Raw genomic sequence first — 17362 nt, forward strand, 5'->3', positions numbered from 1 at the left:
GCACTCCTTCATGTTCAACTTCTTATTTCGTAAATGGATCGAGTAAAGACGTCCAGTTCGTGATCGCTTCTTGAAGTTGTCCCGCCTGCTCGATTCCTAATCGATTCAACGTATCTAATGAGACGTCAGCTTCAAGTAATCGAGCGATGTCTTCCGATTGATTCACGTACTGCTCGAGTTTTGCACTTAAATTCTGCAATTCTTGCGGCGGATTTTCAAGTCCCGCTAATCGTTGATCGATTTGATCCAGTTCTTGATTGAACTGATCAATCGTTCCGTTTTCCTTCAATTTTTCGATTTGTTGATCAAGTGCTTGTTCAGGGTTCGCGGATTCACGCGCTGTCGTAGCAGCCTCATTCAAGGAAGCCGACAAATCTGACGTGACTTGGGCCGTATCTTTCGCAATGCCTTGAAGTTCTCCAGCGTAATCAACACTATTTTTTACATCGTTGACTTGTTGTTTTGCATCGTCGACTGTATTTGAAATCTCACTACATCCAGCAAGAAACGTACTTAGCACGAGGACTGCTCCAACTTTCTTCCACATTGCATTCATCCCTTTCGAGTTCATGATACCTTAATTATAATCGAAAATCGGAATAAAAAAAAGAGACCACCCTCGTAAGGGCAGTCTCTATTTTAATTATAGCGTCCCAAGAGGGATTCGAACCCCCGACCGACGGCTTAGAAGGCCGTTGCTCTATCCTGCTGAGCTATTGGGACGTGTCAACACGAATAAACTATACTAGAACAATTCTTTCGTGTCAATCACATTACAAACATTGTATTTATTTTATTACAAAAATGTTCCGTCCAGATGCAGGGCATTCACTCGATCGCCATTCACATCGAGAAAATCGACAGAATAACGGTTTTGATCCACTTCAAGAATCGCATACGTCTTGTCTGGTCGATGACGTGGCATCCGGATTGAACCTGGATTGATGAATAACACACCGTCCCGATATTCAGCCTTCGCAACATGGGAATGACCATATAAGACGATATCCGCCTGCTTTTCCTTCGCATGATGCTGTAAGACATCTAGACTGTATTTGACGTCCTGACGATGTCCGTGGACACAAAGGATGGTACGACCATCTATTTTCGACATGACTTCTTCCGGAAAATCGTGTCCGTAATCGCAATTCCCTCGCACAACACGATATGGATATAATGATTCGATGTCGCGCGTCAATTGGGAGTCCCCACAATGAAATGCCAAATCCACGTCTTGGTGACGTTCGAATATCGTAAGCAGTTCTTGTTCTAGTCCATGGCTATCACTAACGATCAACGCTCTCATCTTCATCACACTCCTAAGAAAGTAGTTAAGTCCTGTTCGAGCTTGCGCAATGCATTGCCACGATGACTAATCATCGCTTTTTCTTCTTTCGTCAACTCAGCAGCCGTCTGTCCGCTTGCCGTGACGAACAATGGATCATAACCGAAACCGTTCGAACCCGCCGCTTCAAAACCGATTCGCCCTTCCATCGTCCCACGAACCGTCAATGTCTCACCCGTTGGTTTCGCTAGCGCGAGTACACAAACGAAGCGCGCCGTCCGCTCTTCCTCCGGAACACCTTCTAACTTTTCAAGTAGTAGAGCATTGTTCGCCACATCCGACTTTTCAAGACCCGCGAAGCGTGCCGAGTAGACGCCGGGAGCGCCATCTAAAGCATCGACTTCAAGACCTGAATCATCAGCAAGTACCGCGTGGCCAAAGTAGGCTGCTGCCTCTGTTGCTTTTAAAAGTGCATTCTCCTCGAATGTCTCACCTGTTTCATCCGTTTCCGGAGCATCGGCGTGATCGAGTAACGACTCGACCGTATAACCGAGACGACCCAGCATGCTTTCAAGTTCCTTCACTTTACCTGCATTGTGTGTTGCGACGATGACCTTCATCTATGTTCCCCCACTTCTTCTCCTACATACCACCAAGAGACACCGAGTGCCTCACGGCCAGCATCAATCAGTTCCTTAATTCCTTTTTCCCCAAGTTCGAGCATTTCGAGCATCTCTTGACGGGAAAATGTCGACTCTTCCCCTGTCGCCTGCATCTCGACGATTTTCCCCGACGAGGTCATGACGAGATTGAAGTCGACTTCCGCCGCAGCGTCCTCTTCATAGCATAGATCGAGCAAGACATTCGACTCGACGATTCCAACCGAGATCGCTGCGATGCCCTCTTTAATCGGTGTATCTGTCAGTTTTCCCGCTTGAATCAATTGATCGACTGCTCGGACGAGTGCCAAAAAACCACCAGTGATCGATGCCGTTCGTGTGCCGCCATCTGCCTGAATAACGTCACAATCGATCCAGATTGTTCGTTCCCCGAGCTTCTCTAAATCAACGACGGCCCGAAGCGAGCGGCTGATCAGACGTTGGATTTCCATCGTCCGTCCCGTCTGCTTGCCACGGACGGCTTCTCGTGCGGTCCGCTGAGCCGTCGCACGTGGTAACATCGAATATTCCGCATTGATCCAGCCCTGGCGTTTACCGCGAAGGAACGGTGGCACCTTATCCTCGACGGTCGCCGTACAGAGGACTTTCGTATCGCCCAGTTCAATCAAGACAGAACCTTCTGCGTGTTTATTGACATCAATCGATAATTGAATAGGACGGAGATGGTCCGCCGTTCGTTGGTCTATCCGCATTTAATCTTCCTCCGTTCCAAGCACGATGCGCTCCGCATGGATGGTCTGATCGAGCCAGTCCGTCGCAATCTGATCAAATGAGCGGATATCGCCTGTCGCATAATAACGATGTTCCGGAATTTGTGTCACATCTGCTGAAATCGTATTGTAATCAAGTAGTGCTGCTACCTCGAGCGCTGTCTCGTCTCCTGAAGAGATTAGCTGGACGCCTGGTCCGATGACCCGTCCAATCACATCTGCTAGGAGCGGGTAATGGGTGCACCCGAGGATCAATGTATCCATATCGTAATTCATCAATGGTCGTAATGTATTGGCAACGACACGTTCGACGTACGCACCGTCTGTCTGCATCGACTCGACGAGCGGGACGAACGGCGGGCACGCTAACGATTCGACGACGACTTGTCCTTCGACGTGGCGTAATGCCTTCTCGTAGGAATTACTTGTAATCGTCATCTTCGTTCCGATGACACCGATTCGTTTCGTACGCGTCACCTTGACTGCCGCACGGGCCCCAGGATCAATGACACCGATGACAGGTATATTTAAACGTTCTCGCGCTTCTTTTAGGACGACAGCCGTGGCTGTATTACAGGCGATCACGATCAACTTCACATCTTGTTGCACGAGATAATCAATCATCTCCCACGTAAACTCACGAATCTCTTCTTCTGGGCGAGGACCATACGGACACCGCAATGTATCCCCGACATAGATGATTCGCTCATGGGGCAACTGTCGCATCAATTCACGTGCGACCGTCAACCCACCGACTCCGGAATCCAGTACTCCAATCGCTCGATTCACTCTTCTCCACCTCTTTCTCTCATTCCTATGGTAACAAAAAAGGACGACGGTGCAAGACCGGCGTCCGAGAATGTACGATTACAGGATTACTGAGCAAGACCTTCGCTAGTCAGCATATCTGAAAGAGTCGTGATTGCTTCAGAAGCATCGTCACCGTTTGCAACGATTTTGATATCTGAATCTTTCGCGATTCCGAGTGAAAGAACACCCATGATTGACTTCAAGTTGACAGTCTTCCCGTTGTATTCCAAGTTGATGTCTGATTGGAATTTAGAAGCTGTGTTGACGAGCTGAGTAGCCGGACGAGCGTGAATGCCTGAATCCGCGATGACTTTGAATGTTTTTTCCATGATTAAGAAATCTCCCTTCACTAATAACGTACTAGTGAGTCGTTTTCGAATATGTGAACTCATTATCAAATGATAACGGATTCGAATCGATTCTGCAAGGAATTTTTATATGCTTCACTCCACGGGAATGCTTTCCCGGCACGGTCGATTTGTACCATCGATGTCCGTCCTGTGAACATCAGTTCACCTTGCTCATCAAATGCCGCATAGTGGACGTCACACGATGCACTACCGACATGTACCGGATACGCATAGACAGCGAGACGTGCCCGTGGGTAGACTTGGCGAATGTAATTACACTGGGCATCCGCAACGACGATGATGCCGTCTTCTGCAAGCGAATATCCTGTTTCCTCTAACATCAATGTACGAACGTCCTCAAAATAGACGAACGGTACCCGGTTATTCATATGACCATAGGCATCCGTCTCCGCAAAACGAACGGCGACATCGAGTCGTGTGCCATGTTTCATCTGTTCAAGCCATGATTCAAGTTCTGGAATATAAGCTGGTACGCGCACAATGAGTTCCTCCTGTCTGAATGAAAAAAGAAGGAGCAAGCTCCTTCTTTGATAAATCATGAACTAACGGCTTCACCTGTCCGTCCTTCGTCACTACCGAAGAACTTCTTGAATGAATGAAGTGTCGTCTGACGGTTCATCGCTGCGATCGAAGTCGTCAGCGGAATCCCTTTCGGGCAAACCTCGACACAGTTTTGAGCGTTACCGCACTGCATGATCCCGCCGTCTTCCATTAACGCTTCAAGGCGTTCTTCCTTGTGGAAGGCACCTGTTGGATGCGAGTTGAATAGACGAACTTGTGAGATCGATGCCGGTCCGATGAATGTCGAACGATCGTTGACGTTCGGACATGCCTCGAGACACACGCCACACGTCATACATTTCGATAACTCATATGCCCATTGACGTTTGTTTTCTGGCATACGCGGTCCTGGTCCTAAATCGTACGTTCCATCGATTGGGACCCATGCTTTGACCTTTTTCAACGCATCGAACATGCGTTGACGGTCGACTTGAAGGTCACGAACGATCGGGAACGTCTGCATCGGTTGCAGACGGATCGGTTGTTCGAGTTTATCGACGAGTGCCGTACACGACTGACGTGGTGTGCCGTTGATGACCATCGAACAAGCGCCACAGACTTCTTCTAGACAACCCATGTCCCAGTTGATTGGTGTCGTTTTTTCACCAGCTGCATTGACAGGATTCCGGCGAATCTCCATTAAAGCAGAGATGACGTTCATGTTCGGACGGTACGGAATTTCAAACGCTTCATCATACGGTTTACCATCAGGTCCATCCTGACGTTGAACGATGAATTGAACCGATTTTTGCGTAGTAGATGATTCGAGTGGTGTCGCCATTATGCTTTCACCTCTTTCTTCGACTTCTTGCTGTAGTCGCGTTTCCGTGGTGGAATCAACGACGTGTCGACGTCTTCATAGAAGATTTCTGGATGACCGTTCGTATAACGTGCCATCGTCGTCTTCAAGAACTGTTCATCATTACGTTCCGGGAAGTCCGGTTTATAGTGCGCTCCGCGACTCTCGTCACGTTTTAAGGCACCAAGCGTGATTGCTTCAGCTAGGTCGAGCATGTGATCGAGCTGACGGATGAACGATGCCCCTTGGTTACTCCAACGTGCTGTATCCGTTGCCGAGATGCGTGTGAAGCGATCGCGGAGTTCCTTGATTTTTGTCAGTGTCTCTTCGAGCTTATCGTTGTAACGGACGACCGTGACGTTATCCGTCATGATTTCTCCAAGCTCACGGTGGATTTGATACGCGTTTTCCGTACCTTCCATGGATAGGATATCGTTGAAGCGGTTGATCTCTTCAATCTTATGCGCTTCGACGACGTCCTCGCTCATCTCATGAACCGATGTCTCGAGTTCGTTCATATAAGCGATGGCTGATGGTCCTGCGACCATTCCGCCGTATACCGCAGAGAGAAGTGAGTTCGCTCCAAGACGGTTACCACCATGCATCGAATAATCACATTCACCAGCTGCGAACAATCCAGGGATGTTCGTCATCTGATCGTAGTCGACCCATAGTCCACCCATTGAGTAGTGAACAGCTGGGAAGATCTTCATCGGTACTTTTCGTGGATCATCACCAACGAATTTCTCGTAGATTTCAAGGATCCCACCGAGTTTGACGTCGAGTTCTTTTGCGTCTTTATGCGATAGATCCAGATAGACCATGTTTTCCCCGTTGACGCCGAGTTTTTGATTGACACAGACGTCGAAAATCTCACGTGTCGCGATATCCCGTGGAACAAGGTTTCCGTACGCAGGATATTTTTCTTCGAGGAAATACCAAGGCTTACCGTCTTTATACGTCCAGACGCGACCACCTTCACCTCGTGCTGATTCACTCATGAGACGTAATTTATCGTCTCCAGGAATCGCTGTCGGGTGAATCTGGATGAATTCACCGTTCGCATAAATCGCACCTTGACGATAGACAGCAGCTGCTGCTTGTCCTGTGTTGATGACCGAGTTCGTCGATTTTCCGAAGATGACCCCAGGACCACCTGTCGCGAGGATGACCGAATCCGCGGCAAATGCCTCGATTTCCATCGTCCGGAGGTTTTGACAAACCGCTCCACGACAGATGCCATTGTCATCGATGATGGCACGAAGGAATTCCCATCCTTCATATTTTTCTACCAAACCTTGCGCTTCGAACTTACGAACCTGTTCATCTAATGCGTACAACAGTTGTTGGCCTGTCGTCGCTCCAGCGTATGCCGTCCGGTGATGCAACGTTCCTCCGAAACGTCGGAAGTCGAGTAAGCCTTCCGGTGTCCGGTTGAACATGACACCCATCCGGTCGAACATATGAATGATCTTCGGCGCTGCTTCCGCCATTTTTTGAACAGGTGGTTGATTTGCGAGGAAGTCCCCACCGTATACCGTGTCATCGAAATGCTGGTATGGTGAATCCCCTTCCCCTTTTGTATTGACCGCTCCGTTGATGCCACCTTGTGCACAAACAGAGTGTGAGCGTTTAACGGGTACGAGTGAGAATAACTTAACTGGTACGCCTTGCTCCGCTGCTTTTATCGTAGCCATCAGACCGGCAAGCCCTCCGCCGATGATGACAAGATTCTTGTTCGCCATGTTGTCAGTTCCCCTTTCCTTACAACACGCCTGCAAACGTTAAGATCGAGCGTACGCCTACAAACGATAAACCGATGAATACGAGTGCTGCCACGTAAGACATCGCCCGTTGAGATGCTGGTGACTGCGTAATTCCCCATGTGATGCAGAACGTCCAAAGTCCGTTCGCAAGGTGGAATGTCGTCGCCAAGATCCCGACGATATAGAACGCGAGCATGAATCCGTTATCGACGATGTTCTGCATCATGCTTGCATCCACTGGTGTTCCCATCGCAGCGGCAATCCGTGTTTCCCAAACGTGCCACGTGATGAACACGACAAGGAATACACCGCTGAACCGTTGCAGTACATACATCCAGTTCCGGAAGTATGTATAACGCCCTGTGTTCGCAGAACCGGTGAATGCGATGTACACACCGTAGACACCATGCAAGATGATCGGAATGAAGATGACAAAGATCTCTAAGAACAATCGATACGGAACGTTCCCCACGAATTCCGCGGCCTTATTGAAGTCTTCCTCACCACGTACGATGAAGTAGTTCGTCGTTAAGTGCGAAAGTAAAAATAACCCGATTGGAATGACGCCGAGCAGTGAGTGTATCTTACGACTCACGAAATCACGATGATTCGCCATCCAAATCCCCCCTTTTGTTTGCCAATCAACCGTTGGCGCATTTTGGTAGAAAAGCGCTTTCATAAGGAAATTCGTCTTTTCATCACTTATTCTACTCCTGTCCTTTTTAGAAGACAACCCGAGCCGTTGCATTTAACTGCAAATTTTTTTAGGAAAACAATGACCGACAAGAATCATCTCGGTATAATGGTTCACAGATAGGAGTGAATCATGATGGATGCTACACCAAATCAAACACCACTTTTCGGTATCGAATTGATCCGAGATTATGTGCTGACTGATCTTTTAGGATCGGATTATCGGCAAGTCATCTACTGGGCAGGTAAACGTCTAGCGCGTCAATTCCCTGTCGTAGATGAATCTGAATTAGCCTCATTTTTTGAACAAGCAGGTTGGGGAACGCTCGAAATCAAGAAACGTAAAGGAACTGCTATCTCATTCGTTCTGTCTCCTCCTGATACGACGAGAGATGAACGACCACAAGGGTACTTCCAACTCGAAGCGGGTTTCCTCGCTGAACAGTTCTCTCGTTTTAACGGATGTGTCGCGGAAGGATATGCCGAGTTAAATAAAGAGCTCGTTCAAATCACGGTCCAAATCGACCCTAAAGATCCACTTGAACCGCTCAAGTGAAATTTACATAAAACGTGACAGGAATCTTAATTTTCAACATCGAAATAGATTCATGAAACCTTTTGCAGTAAATGCTCGTAAAATCATTCGTACACAAATCGCGAGGAGGAACTTCACATGTTCAAAAAACTAGCAGCAGATTTAACAGGATTCAGTGATATCGGACAAGTCATTCATCCTGATGATTTCGACAAGGCAGCCGCTGACGATTATGTCTTACATGAAGACGGCGAGAAAATCTATTTCTTGATCAAATCTAAATCTGACGAGTATTGCTTTACGAATCTGGCTTTAATTCACCTCGATGGTGAAAGTGCCGTCAGTTCGAAACGCGTCTTGTATCGTTATCCGTACGCACACTATCCGATTCGCCACGTCATGTTCGAAACGGCGGGAACAGTAGATCTTGATGTCGAGATCAAATTCGAGATTGGTGGTAAACATTATTCGATCGACGTCGATAAGAAACAACTCGAACATGTGAAAGATCTTTATAAAACACTTCTTGCCATCGCTGAAAAACAGTATGAAGGACAAAAGATGCTCGAGTTCGCAAACAGCTCATTGAATCATTCGGTCACGATTCTCGGCGGACTTCGTCAAGGTGACATGAACGTGCCGCAAACATTCAAGGAGTTGTCCGAACAATCCTTCGAGTGGCTACAAGGTCACTACCATCAGTGGAACCAGCGTGACTTTGGTTCATACTACGAAAAGTACATCAACAACTAATTATTTAAAAATGCCGCCCTCTTCAAGAGGACGGCATTTTTTCATTCTTCATTTGCTTGACTTAAATATTCAGCGACGGTTTCCGCTAACTTGACAGGTAATCCTGCTTCCGCCAACTGTTCGATCGTTGCGCGTCGCAAGCTACGCATCGATCCGAAATGACGAATCAACTGCTGGCGTCGTTTCGGTCCGACTCCTGGTATCTCGTCGAGCAAGGAACGGGTCATCCCTTTTGAACGGAGCGAGCGGTGGAACGTGATCGCGAACCGGTGGACCTCATCTTGCATCCGTTGAAGTAGATAAAACGCACTCGAACGCGGACTTAGTTCGACGAGACGGGCATCTTCTCCAAACAACAATTGACTCGTCCGGTGTTTGTCATCCTTTTTTAATGAGCCGACCGGCAGGGATAAGCCGAGTTCATCTTGAATGACTTCTAAAGCAGCATTCAACTGTCCGACTCCTCCGTCAATCAAAACGAGGTCCGGAAGGCGCGCTCCTTCGAGTAACAACCGTCGATAACGCCGACGTACGATTTCCCGCATCGATTCATAGTCGTCCGGTCCTTGAACCGTCCGAATCTTGAACTTCCGGTATTCTTTTTTCAGTGGTTTACCGTCTTCAAAGACGACGAGGGCCGAGACGGCATCCGCACCTTGAATGTTCGCATTATCGATGATCTCAATCCGGGACAATGGATGAACGTCGATCGCGTCAGCGAGTTCTTCGACTGCTTGAACGGTCCGTTTCTCGTCTTTCGCTAACAACTCGAAGCGTTCAGAGATCGCATTTTCAGCATTCTTCGTTGCTAAATCAAGTAATTTCCGTTTTGATCCTCGGACCGGAACATGAATTTTAATCGATAGCGCCTCTTTGAGCAACAGCTGATTGACGAGTGGCGGTACATAGACTTCACTTGGCTTGATGTTCTTTTCGTAGAACTGGACGATGAAACTCTCGAGCTCTTCTGCCGGTGTACCATAAATCGGGAAAAGCGAGACATCACGTTCGATCATCTTTCCGCCGCGAAGGAAGAAGACTTGGACACACATCCAACCTTTATCGACATGGATTCCGAATACGTCGCGTGACGTCAAATCCGCTGTGATCATGTTTTGTTTGTTCATGATCGACTCGATCGCCCGTACTTGATCGCGCAATTCTCCGGCACGTTCGAATTCCATCGTTTCGGCCGCGTCCGCCATCTTCTGTTTCAAGTCTTCGACAAGCTCTTTCGTGTCGCCCGACAAGAAACGTCGGATTTCTGAAACGAGCGCTTTTTGTTCCGACTCGAGATTCGGGATTTCGCATGGACCGAGACACTGACCGATATGGTAGTACAGACAAAGTTTTTTCGGCATCGGTTGGCATTTACGTAGCGGATATAAACGATCTAACAGACGTTTCGTCTCGTTCGCCGCATACGCATTCGGATAAGGACCAAAATAATGACCACCATCCTTTTTTAACTTACGCGTCGTGATCAGGCGAGGATAGGTTTCATTCGTAATTTTCAAGTACGGATATGACTTGTCATCCTTCAACATGATATTGTACTTCGGATCATGTTTCTTAATTAGTGTCATCTCAAGCAGCAACGCTTCTAGTTCACTGGCTGTGATGATGTATTCGAAGTCACGGACTTCCGCGACGAGACGTTCCGTCTTAATATCATGTGCTCCCGTGAAATAGGAACGGACACGATTCTTGAGATTTTTTGCTTTTCCGACATAGATGACTTCGCCGAATTCATTTTTGTGCAGATAACATCCTGGCTCATCAGGCAAAAGGGATAGTTTCGCTTTGATATGTTCTTGATGTCCCAAATAAATGTCTCCTTTCACCGTTTTTAGTTTTATTCGTTCGGGTAAATACCATACATTGATTATGACATACGGAGGATGAAAAATGCGTACATATGATTGCATTGTGATCGGAACAGGTTCCGCTGGAAACCAAGCGGCTTATAAATTCGCTGAAAAAGGACTACGTGTTGCCATCGTGGAGAACTTCACTCCAGGTGGCACATGCGCACAACGTGGATGTGACGCAAAAAAAATCTTACTGACGGGTAGTGAGACGAAAGACGCTGTCGAGCGATTGCTCGGATACGGCGTAAAGGGGCTGATTTCGATTGATTGGCGCCAATTGATGGAGCGAAAGAATGAATACACACGCGCCATCCCGGAGCAAACACGAAAGCGGTACGCGGAAACGGACATCGACTATTTCCATGGAGAACCGCATTTCGTGTCTTCACATCGCCTTCGAATTGGTGAAGACGAAATCGAAGGGAAACAGTTTTTAATCGCAACCGGTCTAAGACCTCGCGAATTATCTGTACCCGGTATTGAGCGTTTCATAACAAGTAATGAGTTTCTTGAACTGAAAGAACTTCCACGCCGACTCGTCTGCATCGGTGGCGGTTATATCTCGTTCGAGTTCGCCCATCTCGCTCGTATTGCTGGCGCAGACGTCACGATCGTCTTACGTTCTAACGCCTTAAAACAATTCGAGAGCGAATTGGTCGATGTGCTGTTAGAAGCCACACGGGCACTTGGTATCTCGATCATCAAAGAAGCAGAGGTCGTCGCTTACGAAGAGGAATCCCTTCATTTATCGAACGGTGACGTCTTGAAGACGGATGTCGTCTTGAATGCGACTGGACGTGTCGCAAGTATCGATCAGCTTGGTCTCGAAGCAATTGGCGTTGCTCATAATGAAAAAGGAATCCATGTCAATGCGTACCTTCAGTCTTCCGTCGAACATATCTATGCCGCAGGGGATGTTGCTGTCAGCGGGAATCCAGCGTTGACGCCGTTTGCTGGAACCGAAGGACGACTCGCTGCCGATAACATGCTCGAAGGGAACAACCGGAAACTAGAGCTGCTCCCTGTACCTAGCGTCGTATTCACCGCGCCGAACCTCGCCCTCGTCGGTGAGACGGAAGCTGCTTTGAAAAAAGCAGGTATTCCTTATCGTGGTCGCTTGATTGATACGTCCGCTTGGCAAACGAACGCACGGATCAAGGACAGTTTCGCTCGGGCGAAAGTGCTCGTCGGGGAAGATGATCAAGTCCTTGGCGCACACTTCATCGGTGTCAATGCAGCGGAACTAGCAAACTATTTCTCGTTTGCGATGCAACACCGGATTCCAAGTACTTCGATGCAACAGACTGGATTCGCTTACCCGACACCGGCTTCAGATATCGCTTCGTTATTCGAGGATTGACAGGAGGCTTTTGGATGATTCAATACGGCTATACGATTTTATACGTTGAAGACACTGCACGAACGCTGACATTCTATCGAGACGTTCTTGGACTATCCGTCAAGGCGGAGCACGGGAGCTACATCGAGTTCGAGACCGGTCAGACGACACTCGCCTTCAATACGCGTGAAGACGTGCAACAGTTGATTCCGGATTACATGATACCAAGCGGAAAAACACAACAGACGTTAGAGATTGGTTTCATCACGGATGACGTCCCGACTCTTTTTCAGAAGGTGGTGGAGGCAGGATATGAGACCGTCCTCTCTCCTGCTCAAAAACCATGGGGGCAAGTCGTCGCCTATGTCCTCGACCCCGATGGTCACCTGATTGAACTTTGTACGCCAATGTAATCTAAAAAAAACAGACCGTTCTGCCTGTGCAGAACGGTCTGTTTTGATATGCAGGAAAGAATTAGTTAGATGTTTCAACGAATTCTTTAAGTGCGTCTTTTGGCATGAAGCCCATTGTTTTGTTGACAGGTTGTCCATCTTTGAAGAGAACGAGTGTCGGGATACTTTGAACTTGGAATGCTCCAGCTACTTCTGGGTTTGCATCTACGTCGACTTTGACGATTTTTACATCTTGCATGTCAGCATCGAGTTCTTCAAGAACAGGTGCGAGCATACGACATGGTCCACACCATGTTGCCCAAAAATCAACAAGGACGAGTCCTTCTTGTGTTTCTTCTTTAAATGATTGGCTAGTTGCGTGTACGATTGCCATTGATCATAACCTCCTAATGAGTAGATCGACCCGGTAGAAAAATGGGTGATCTCTTTATTGATTCGAGTATATCATAGCAGTCTCTTCCAACAAACGAAACTGCTCACGCGAAAAATCTGCAAAAACAACCGGCACCATGATAATGGCACCGGTCTTCAAACTCATCCGTGAACGAGCATTTTTTTGAATTCAGCTGTCAATAGTGGCACGACATCGAACAAATCACCGACGATGCCATAGTCAGCGACAGAGAAGATGTTCGCTTCCGGGTCCTTGTTGATCGCAACGATCACTTTGGCATTTGACATCCCTGCTAAGTGTTGGATCGCACCTGAGATCCCACACGCGATATAAAGATCCGGTGTAACGACTTTACCTGTCTGACCGATTTGAAGCGCATAGTCGCAGTAATCTGCATCACAAGCACCACGCGAAGCACCCACTGCTCCTCCGAGGACATCTGCTAGTTCTTGTAACGGTGCGAAGCCGTCCGAACTCTTGACGCCTCGTCCACCTGCGACGATGACTTTTGCCTCTGACAAATCAACGCCGCCTGTTGCTTTGCGTACGATGTCTGCGACGATTGTCCGTAAATCCTTCAGTTCAACCGTAACCGACTCGACCGTTCCTTGTGAACTACCTGCTTCGAGCGGATCGATGTTGTTCGGACGGACTGTAAAGAGTGTCTTGCCTTCTGCGACTTTGACTTTTTCAAATGCTTTCCCCGAGTAGATCGGGCGAATGAATGACGCATCTGCGCCTTCCCCTTCAATCGCCGTCACATCACTGATCAAACCGGCTTGTAGTTTTGCCGCAATCTTCGGTGATAGATCCTTGCCGAGCGACGTATGACCGAAGACGAGCACGTCGGGTGACGTCCGGTTCATCAACTCGAGGAAGACTTGTCCATAACCGTCTGGCGTGTAGTGTAAAAGACGCTCATCCTCGACGACGAGGACTTGGTCCGCTCCGCGTGATGCTAGTGCATCGGCATCCTTTGCGACATCATGTCCAATCAGGACCGCGATGACTTCATCCGCGACACGTCGCGCTGCTGCGATTGCCTCAAACGACACATTCCGTAAACTGCCGTCCCGTGATTCTGCGAGTACTAATGCTTTTGTCATTCGTTTCTCCCCCTTAGACCACTTTTGCTTCGTTGCGTAATAATGATGCGAGCTGCGCGACTTGCTCGTTCAGTTCACCTTCAAGGATCTTACCAGCTGCTTTGTTCGGTGGTAAGAAACGCTCAATCGTCTCTAGACGTGGTGCGAGTTCGTCTTCATCAAGTTCAAGATCATCGAGTTCGAGTTCTTCAAGCGGCTTTTTCTTCGCCTTCATGATCCCTGGCAGACTTGGATAACGTGGTTCGTTCAATCCTTGTTGCGCAGTGACGAGTAACGGAAGCGTTGTTTCGATCGTCTCCGTATCCCCTTCAGCGTCGCGTGTCACGACAGCTTTCGTACCGTCGAGCTCTAGTTTCGTGATCGTCGTCACGTAAGGGATATCAAGTAGTTCTGCGACGCGAGGCGCCACTTGACCACTTCCGCCATCGACTGCGACGTTCCCGGCGATGACGAGATCAACCGTTTGTTCCTTCAAATAACTAGCGAGCACTTCAGAAATCGTGAAATGATCTGCCTCTTCGATATCATCTTCAATCGAGATACGAACTGCTTGATCCGCTCCCATTGCGAGTGCTGTTCGTAATTCTTTGTCCGCATCTTCCGGTCCGACCGTCACGACCGTTACCGTTCCCCCTTGTGCATCACGAACACGAATCGCTTCTTCTACCGCATACTCATCGTATGGGTTAATGATGAACTCAGCGCCATCCTCATCGATTTGACCATTCTCGAGTTGGATTGCTTCTTCCGTATCGAATGTGCGTTTCAACAGTACATAGATTTCCATCTCATGCTCCCCCTTGTCGTCTATTCACCATCATCCTTTGTATCCGCTTACATAGTTGTTGTCATGAAAAGGGCTTAACTCAGCCCTTTGATCAACATCCGATGAATCCCGTCGCGTGTCTCAAGCAACTCATATTTGAATCCACTTGCCATCCAGCTCGTCACGACCTCATCGATTGTTCCGAAAATCATCTGACGTGCTAATCGATAATCCAGATCGTTTGAAAACTCACCTGTCGTCATCCCGTGCTTAACGACCCGGTCAATCAGATGCAAGTACGGCTTTAAGACGGCAGCGATGTTTTGACGCATGTCTTGGTTCGATTGACGCAACTCAATCTGCGTGACGACCGCTAAATCATAGTCGACGGATAATTGCTCGAGGTGTGCCTCGATCAATGCTGCCAATTGTTCCGTCGCTGATGTATGGCTCGCGATTTGTCCTTCGGAATATTCGATGAAGCTTCCCATTTTCGCTTGGAATAGCGAAATCAAGAGATGTTCTTTATTCTTGAAGTACAGATAGATCGTTCCATCCGCAACCCCGGCTTCCTTTGCGATGGCAGTCACTTTCGCTCCATGGTAGCCGTTCTTGGCGATGACTTTTACGGCGGCATCAATGATGCGGTCACTCTTTGACATTGTTCGTTTCATTCCACTATCTCCCAACGCATAAAATGAATGATGGTTCATTCATATTTATTCTATCATGTCATTTTATCCTGTCAACTGCTTTCTTCGAGTTGTTTGGCACGTTCTTCTTCAACGAGAACACGGCGGAGAATCTTACCAACGAACGTCTTCGGTAACTCTTGCCGGAATTCATACTGCTTCGGCACTTTGAACGATGCTAACTGCTTGCGACAGAATTGATCGAGTTCTTCTTCTGTGACCGTCATCTCATCCTTGACGACGATGAACGCCTTGACGGTCTCTCCGCGGTAGACATCCGGAACACCGATGACGACCGCTTCTTTAACGGCTGGGTGTTCATATAGGATTTCTTCGACTTCACGTGGATAAATGTTGAATCCAGAAGCAATGATCAAATCTTTTTTCCGATCGACGATTCGGAAATAATGATCCTCACCGATATATCCAAGGTCTCCCGTATGCAACCAACCGTTTCGCAGAACAGCTTGCGTATCTTCTGGTCGTTTCCAGTACCCTTTCATGACTTGCGGACCTGTGACGATAATCTCACCAATCTCACCTGGAGCAGCCGGTGTCTCTCCGTCCGCTTGGACGATTTTTGCTTGCGTATCGGGTACCGGAATACCGACCGTTCCAGGAATCCGACGATCCCAGATACAGTTCGTATGCGTCACCGGACTCGTTTCAGACAAACCGTATCCTTCAACGATCCGCCCACCCGTCAGCGCTTCGAATTTTTCCTGCACTTCGACTGGTAGTGGAGCTGAACCAGAAATACAGGCTTCAATCGAAGAGAGATCATACTTCTTCAGCTTCGGATGATTCAATAGACCAACATACATCGTCGGAGCACCTGGGAACAGATTCGGTTTTTCCTTATGAATCGTCTTGAGTACCTGTTCAATATCGAATTTCGGAACGATGATTTGTTCATAGGCATTAAATATGCCGAAATTGAGGTTACACGTCATGCCATAGACATGGAAATAAGGAACGACTGCTAACAGCTTCCGTCCATCTCCTCGATTGTATTTATAGAACCAGTTGTCGATCTGTTCGACGTTTGCACTCAAGTTAAAGTGTGTCAACATGACACCTTTGGGTGCGCCTGTCGTTCCACCCGTATATTGGAGAACCGCGACGTCCTCCTTCGGTTGAATCGCGACTGGTGTAATCGGTTCATACCCCCGCAAAGATAAAAACGGGATCGAACCTGTCGTATCAATGATGATGTTGTTATCTTTCCGTGCTTTAATCGGATAGAGTTTATTTTTAGGGAAGGGAAGGTAATCCGCGATACTTGTCGTCACGACGGTCTTGAGTGTCGTCGACGCCTTGACACGAGACGCTTTCGGATAGAGTAGATCGAGCGTCACGAGTAGATGTGCTCCTGAATCGACGAGAATCTGTTCAAGTTCACGGTCTGTATAGAGTGGGTTCACTTGGACGACGATACCACCTGCATAGAGAACAGCATAATAACTGATCATATACTGGGGACAGTTCGGTAACATCAGTCCGACGCGATCCCCTTTTTTTAGTCCATGCTCTTGTAATAGGCTCCCAAGTGCGCGGGCCTCGTCACGTACTTCACGAAACGTCATACGTTTTCCTAAGAAACTCAAGGCACGTTGTTCTGGAAAATCAGTCGCTGCCTCATCGAGTGCCTGATAAAGAGGTAATTCTCGATAATCAATCGATGCGGGTACTTGCTCGGGATAATCAGATAACCAAACGGATTCCATACGTTTCCCTCCCTGATAATGAATTACTATTCATTTTTATTATACGTTGAATCGAATTCGACATGCCAGTAAAATCCAAAAAAAGAAATCA

Annotated in this window: 20 protein-coding genes and 1 tRNA gene; 4 read left to right on the forward strand and 17 right to left on the reverse strand. The window is 47.9% G+C overall.

What is annotated here, in order from left to right:
• Window positions 1–22: 22 nt before the first annotated feature.
• The 11 genes from KNQ09_RS08425 to KNQ09_RS08475 all read right to left on the reverse strand — a co-directional run bounded on the left by KNQ09_RS08425 (window position 23) and on the right by KNQ09_RS08475 (window position 7598).
• Complete coding sequence (locus KNQ09_RS08425; protein ID WP_231681742.1) at window positions 23–547, reverse strand: hypothetical protein; 525 nt, start codon at window positions 545–547, stop codon at window positions 23–25.
• Window positions 548–649: 102 nt separating this feature from the next.
• A tRNA-Arg gene (locus KNQ09_RS08430) sits at window positions 650–723 on the reverse strand.
• 73 nt (window positions 724–796) lie between these two features.
• Window positions 797–1306 carry a metallophosphoesterase family protein gene (locus KNQ09_RS08435; protein ID WP_214858126.1) on the reverse strand — a complete coding sequence of 170 codons (510 nt, stop codon included), beginning with the start codon at window positions 1304–1306 and terminating at the stop codon, window positions 797–799.
• Between the two features lie 5 nt (window positions 1307–1311).
• Complete coding sequence (locus KNQ09_RS08440) at window positions 1312–1905, reverse strand: XTP/dITP diphosphatase (RefSeq protein ID WP_214858127.1); 594 nt, start codon at window positions 1903–1905, stop codon at window positions 1312–1314.
• On the reverse strand, window positions 1902–2657 hold the full coding sequence (gene rph, locus KNQ09_RS08445) for a ribonuclease PH (protein WP_214858128.1): 756 nt from the start codon (window positions 2655–2657) through the stop codon (window positions 1902–1904). The genes KNQ09_RS08440 and rph overlap by 4 nt, the downstream gene beginning before the upstream one ends.
• The gene (racE, locus tag KNQ09_RS08450; protein ID WP_023468984.1) at window positions 2658–3464 is read right to left on the reverse strand and encodes a glutamate racemase; all 807 of its coding nucleotides are present in this window, start codon (window positions 3462–3464) and stop codon (window positions 2658–2660) included.
• Between the two features lie 86 nt (window positions 3465–3550).
• Window positions 3551–3814 (reverse strand): phosphocarrier protein HPr, encoded by a 264-nt coding sequence (locus KNQ09_RS08455; RefSeq protein ID WP_012371023.1) that lies wholly within the window; start codon window positions 3812–3814, stop codon window positions 3551–3553.
• 65 nt (window positions 3815–3879) lie between these two features.
• On the reverse strand, window positions 3880–4335 hold the full coding sequence (locus KNQ09_RS08460) for an acyl-CoA thioesterase (protein WP_058713782.1): 456 nt from the start codon (window positions 4333–4335) through the stop codon (window positions 3880–3882).
• Window positions 4336–4391: 56 nt separating this feature from the next.
• Window positions 4392–5198, reverse strand: coding sequence for a succinate dehydrogenase iron-sulfur subunit (gene sdhB / locus KNQ09_RS08465; RefSeq protein ID WP_023468986.1), 807 nt, complete (start codon window positions 5196–5198; stop codon window positions 4392–4394).
• Window positions 5198–6961, reverse strand: a complete 1764-nt coding sequence (gene sdhA, locus KNQ09_RS08470; protein ID WP_023468987.1) for a succinate dehydrogenase flavoprotein subunit — start codon at window positions 6959–6961, stop codon at window positions 5198–5200. The genes sdhB and sdhA overlap by 1 nt, the downstream gene beginning before the upstream one ends.
• Window positions 6962–6980: 19 nt before the next feature.
• Complete coding sequence (locus tag KNQ09_RS08475) at window positions 6981–7598, reverse strand: succinate dehydrogenase cytochrome b558 subunit (protein ID WP_029342294.1); 618 nt, start codon at window positions 7596–7598, stop codon at window positions 6981–6983.
• 213 nt (window positions 7599–7811) lie between these two features.
• Between KNQ09_RS08475 and KNQ09_RS08480 the strand changes: the two genes are divergently transcribed.
• Together KNQ09_RS08480 and KNQ09_RS08485 are read left to right on the forward strand one after the other, a co-directional pair.
• Window positions 7812–8231 (forward strand): YslB family protein, encoded by a 420-nt coding sequence (locus KNQ09_RS08480; protein ID WP_050677628.1) that lies wholly within the window; start codon window positions 7812–7814, stop codon window positions 8229–8231.
• A 117-nt stretch (window positions 8232–8348) separates the two neighbouring features.
• On the forward strand, window positions 8349–8963 hold the full coding sequence (locus KNQ09_RS08485; RefSeq protein ID WP_023468990.1) for a PH domain-containing protein: 615 nt from the start codon (window positions 8349–8351) through the stop codon (window positions 8961–8963).
• A 41-nt stretch (window positions 8964–9004) separates the two neighbouring features.
• Here the strand turns inward: KNQ09_RS08485 and uvrC are convergent, their stop codons facing one another.
• Window positions 9005–10789 carry an excinuclease ABC subunit UvrC gene (gene uvrC / locus KNQ09_RS08490; RefSeq protein WP_064299530.1) on the reverse strand — a complete coding sequence of 595 codons (1785 nt, stop codon included), beginning with the start codon at window positions 10787–10789 and terminating at the stop codon, window positions 9005–9007.
• A gap of 82 nt (window positions 10790–10871) precedes the next feature.
• Here uvrC and KNQ09_RS08495 point away from each other — a divergent pair, with 82 nt between their 5' ends.
• Both KNQ09_RS08495 and KNQ09_RS08500 read left to right on the forward strand, forming a co-directional pair.
• Entirely contained in the window at window positions 10872–12194 is a 1323-nt protein-coding gene (locus tag KNQ09_RS08495; RefSeq protein WP_214858129.1) for a dihydrolipoyl dehydrogenase family protein, read from the forward strand.
• A gap of 14 nt (window positions 12195–12208) precedes the next feature.
• Window positions 12209–12586 (forward strand): VOC family protein, encoded by a 378-nt coding sequence (locus tag KNQ09_RS08500; protein WP_214858130.1) that lies wholly within the window; start codon window positions 12209–12211, stop codon window positions 12584–12586.
• A gap of 61 nt (window positions 12587–12647) precedes the next feature.
• Here KNQ09_RS08500 and trxA read toward each other — a convergent pair whose 3' ends face one another.
• From trxA to KNQ09_RS08525, 5 genes are all read right to left on the reverse strand, one after another.
• Window positions 12648–12959, reverse strand: a complete 312-nt coding sequence (trxA, locus tag KNQ09_RS08505) for a thioredoxin (RefSeq protein ID WP_023468994.1) — start codon at window positions 12957–12959, stop codon at window positions 12648–12650.
• A 161-nt stretch (window positions 12960–13120) separates the two neighbouring features.
• Window positions 13121–14086, reverse strand: coding sequence for an electron transfer flavoprotein subunit alpha/FixB family protein (locus KNQ09_RS08510; protein WP_050677630.1), 966 nt, complete (start codon window positions 14084–14086; stop codon window positions 13121–13123).
• A gap of 13 nt (window positions 14087–14099) precedes the next feature.
• Complete coding sequence (locus KNQ09_RS08515; protein WP_214858132.1) at window positions 14100–14873, reverse strand: electron transfer flavoprotein subunit beta/FixA family protein; 774 nt, start codon at window positions 14871–14873, stop codon at window positions 14100–14102.
• 74 nt (window positions 14874–14947) lie between these two features.
• A complete protein-coding gene (locus KNQ09_RS08520; RefSeq protein ID WP_050677632.1) occupies window positions 14948–15526 on the reverse strand; it encodes a fatty acid metabolism transcriptional regulator FadR in 579 nt (192 codons plus the stop codon).
• 71 nt (window positions 15527–15597) lie between these two features.
• A complete protein-coding gene (locus KNQ09_RS08525) occupies window positions 15598–17271 on the reverse strand; it encodes an AMP-binding protein (RefSeq protein ID WP_214805255.1) in 1674 nt (557 codons plus the stop codon).
• Between the last annotated feature and the right edge of the window lie 91 nt (window positions 17272–17362).

This window comes from Exiguobacterium sp. s191 (assembly GCF_018618955.1).
In the GTDB taxonomy this organism is placed as follows: Bacteria; Bacillota; Bacilli; order Exiguobacteriales; family Exiguobacteriaceae; genus Exiguobacterium_A; species Exiguobacterium_A abrahamii.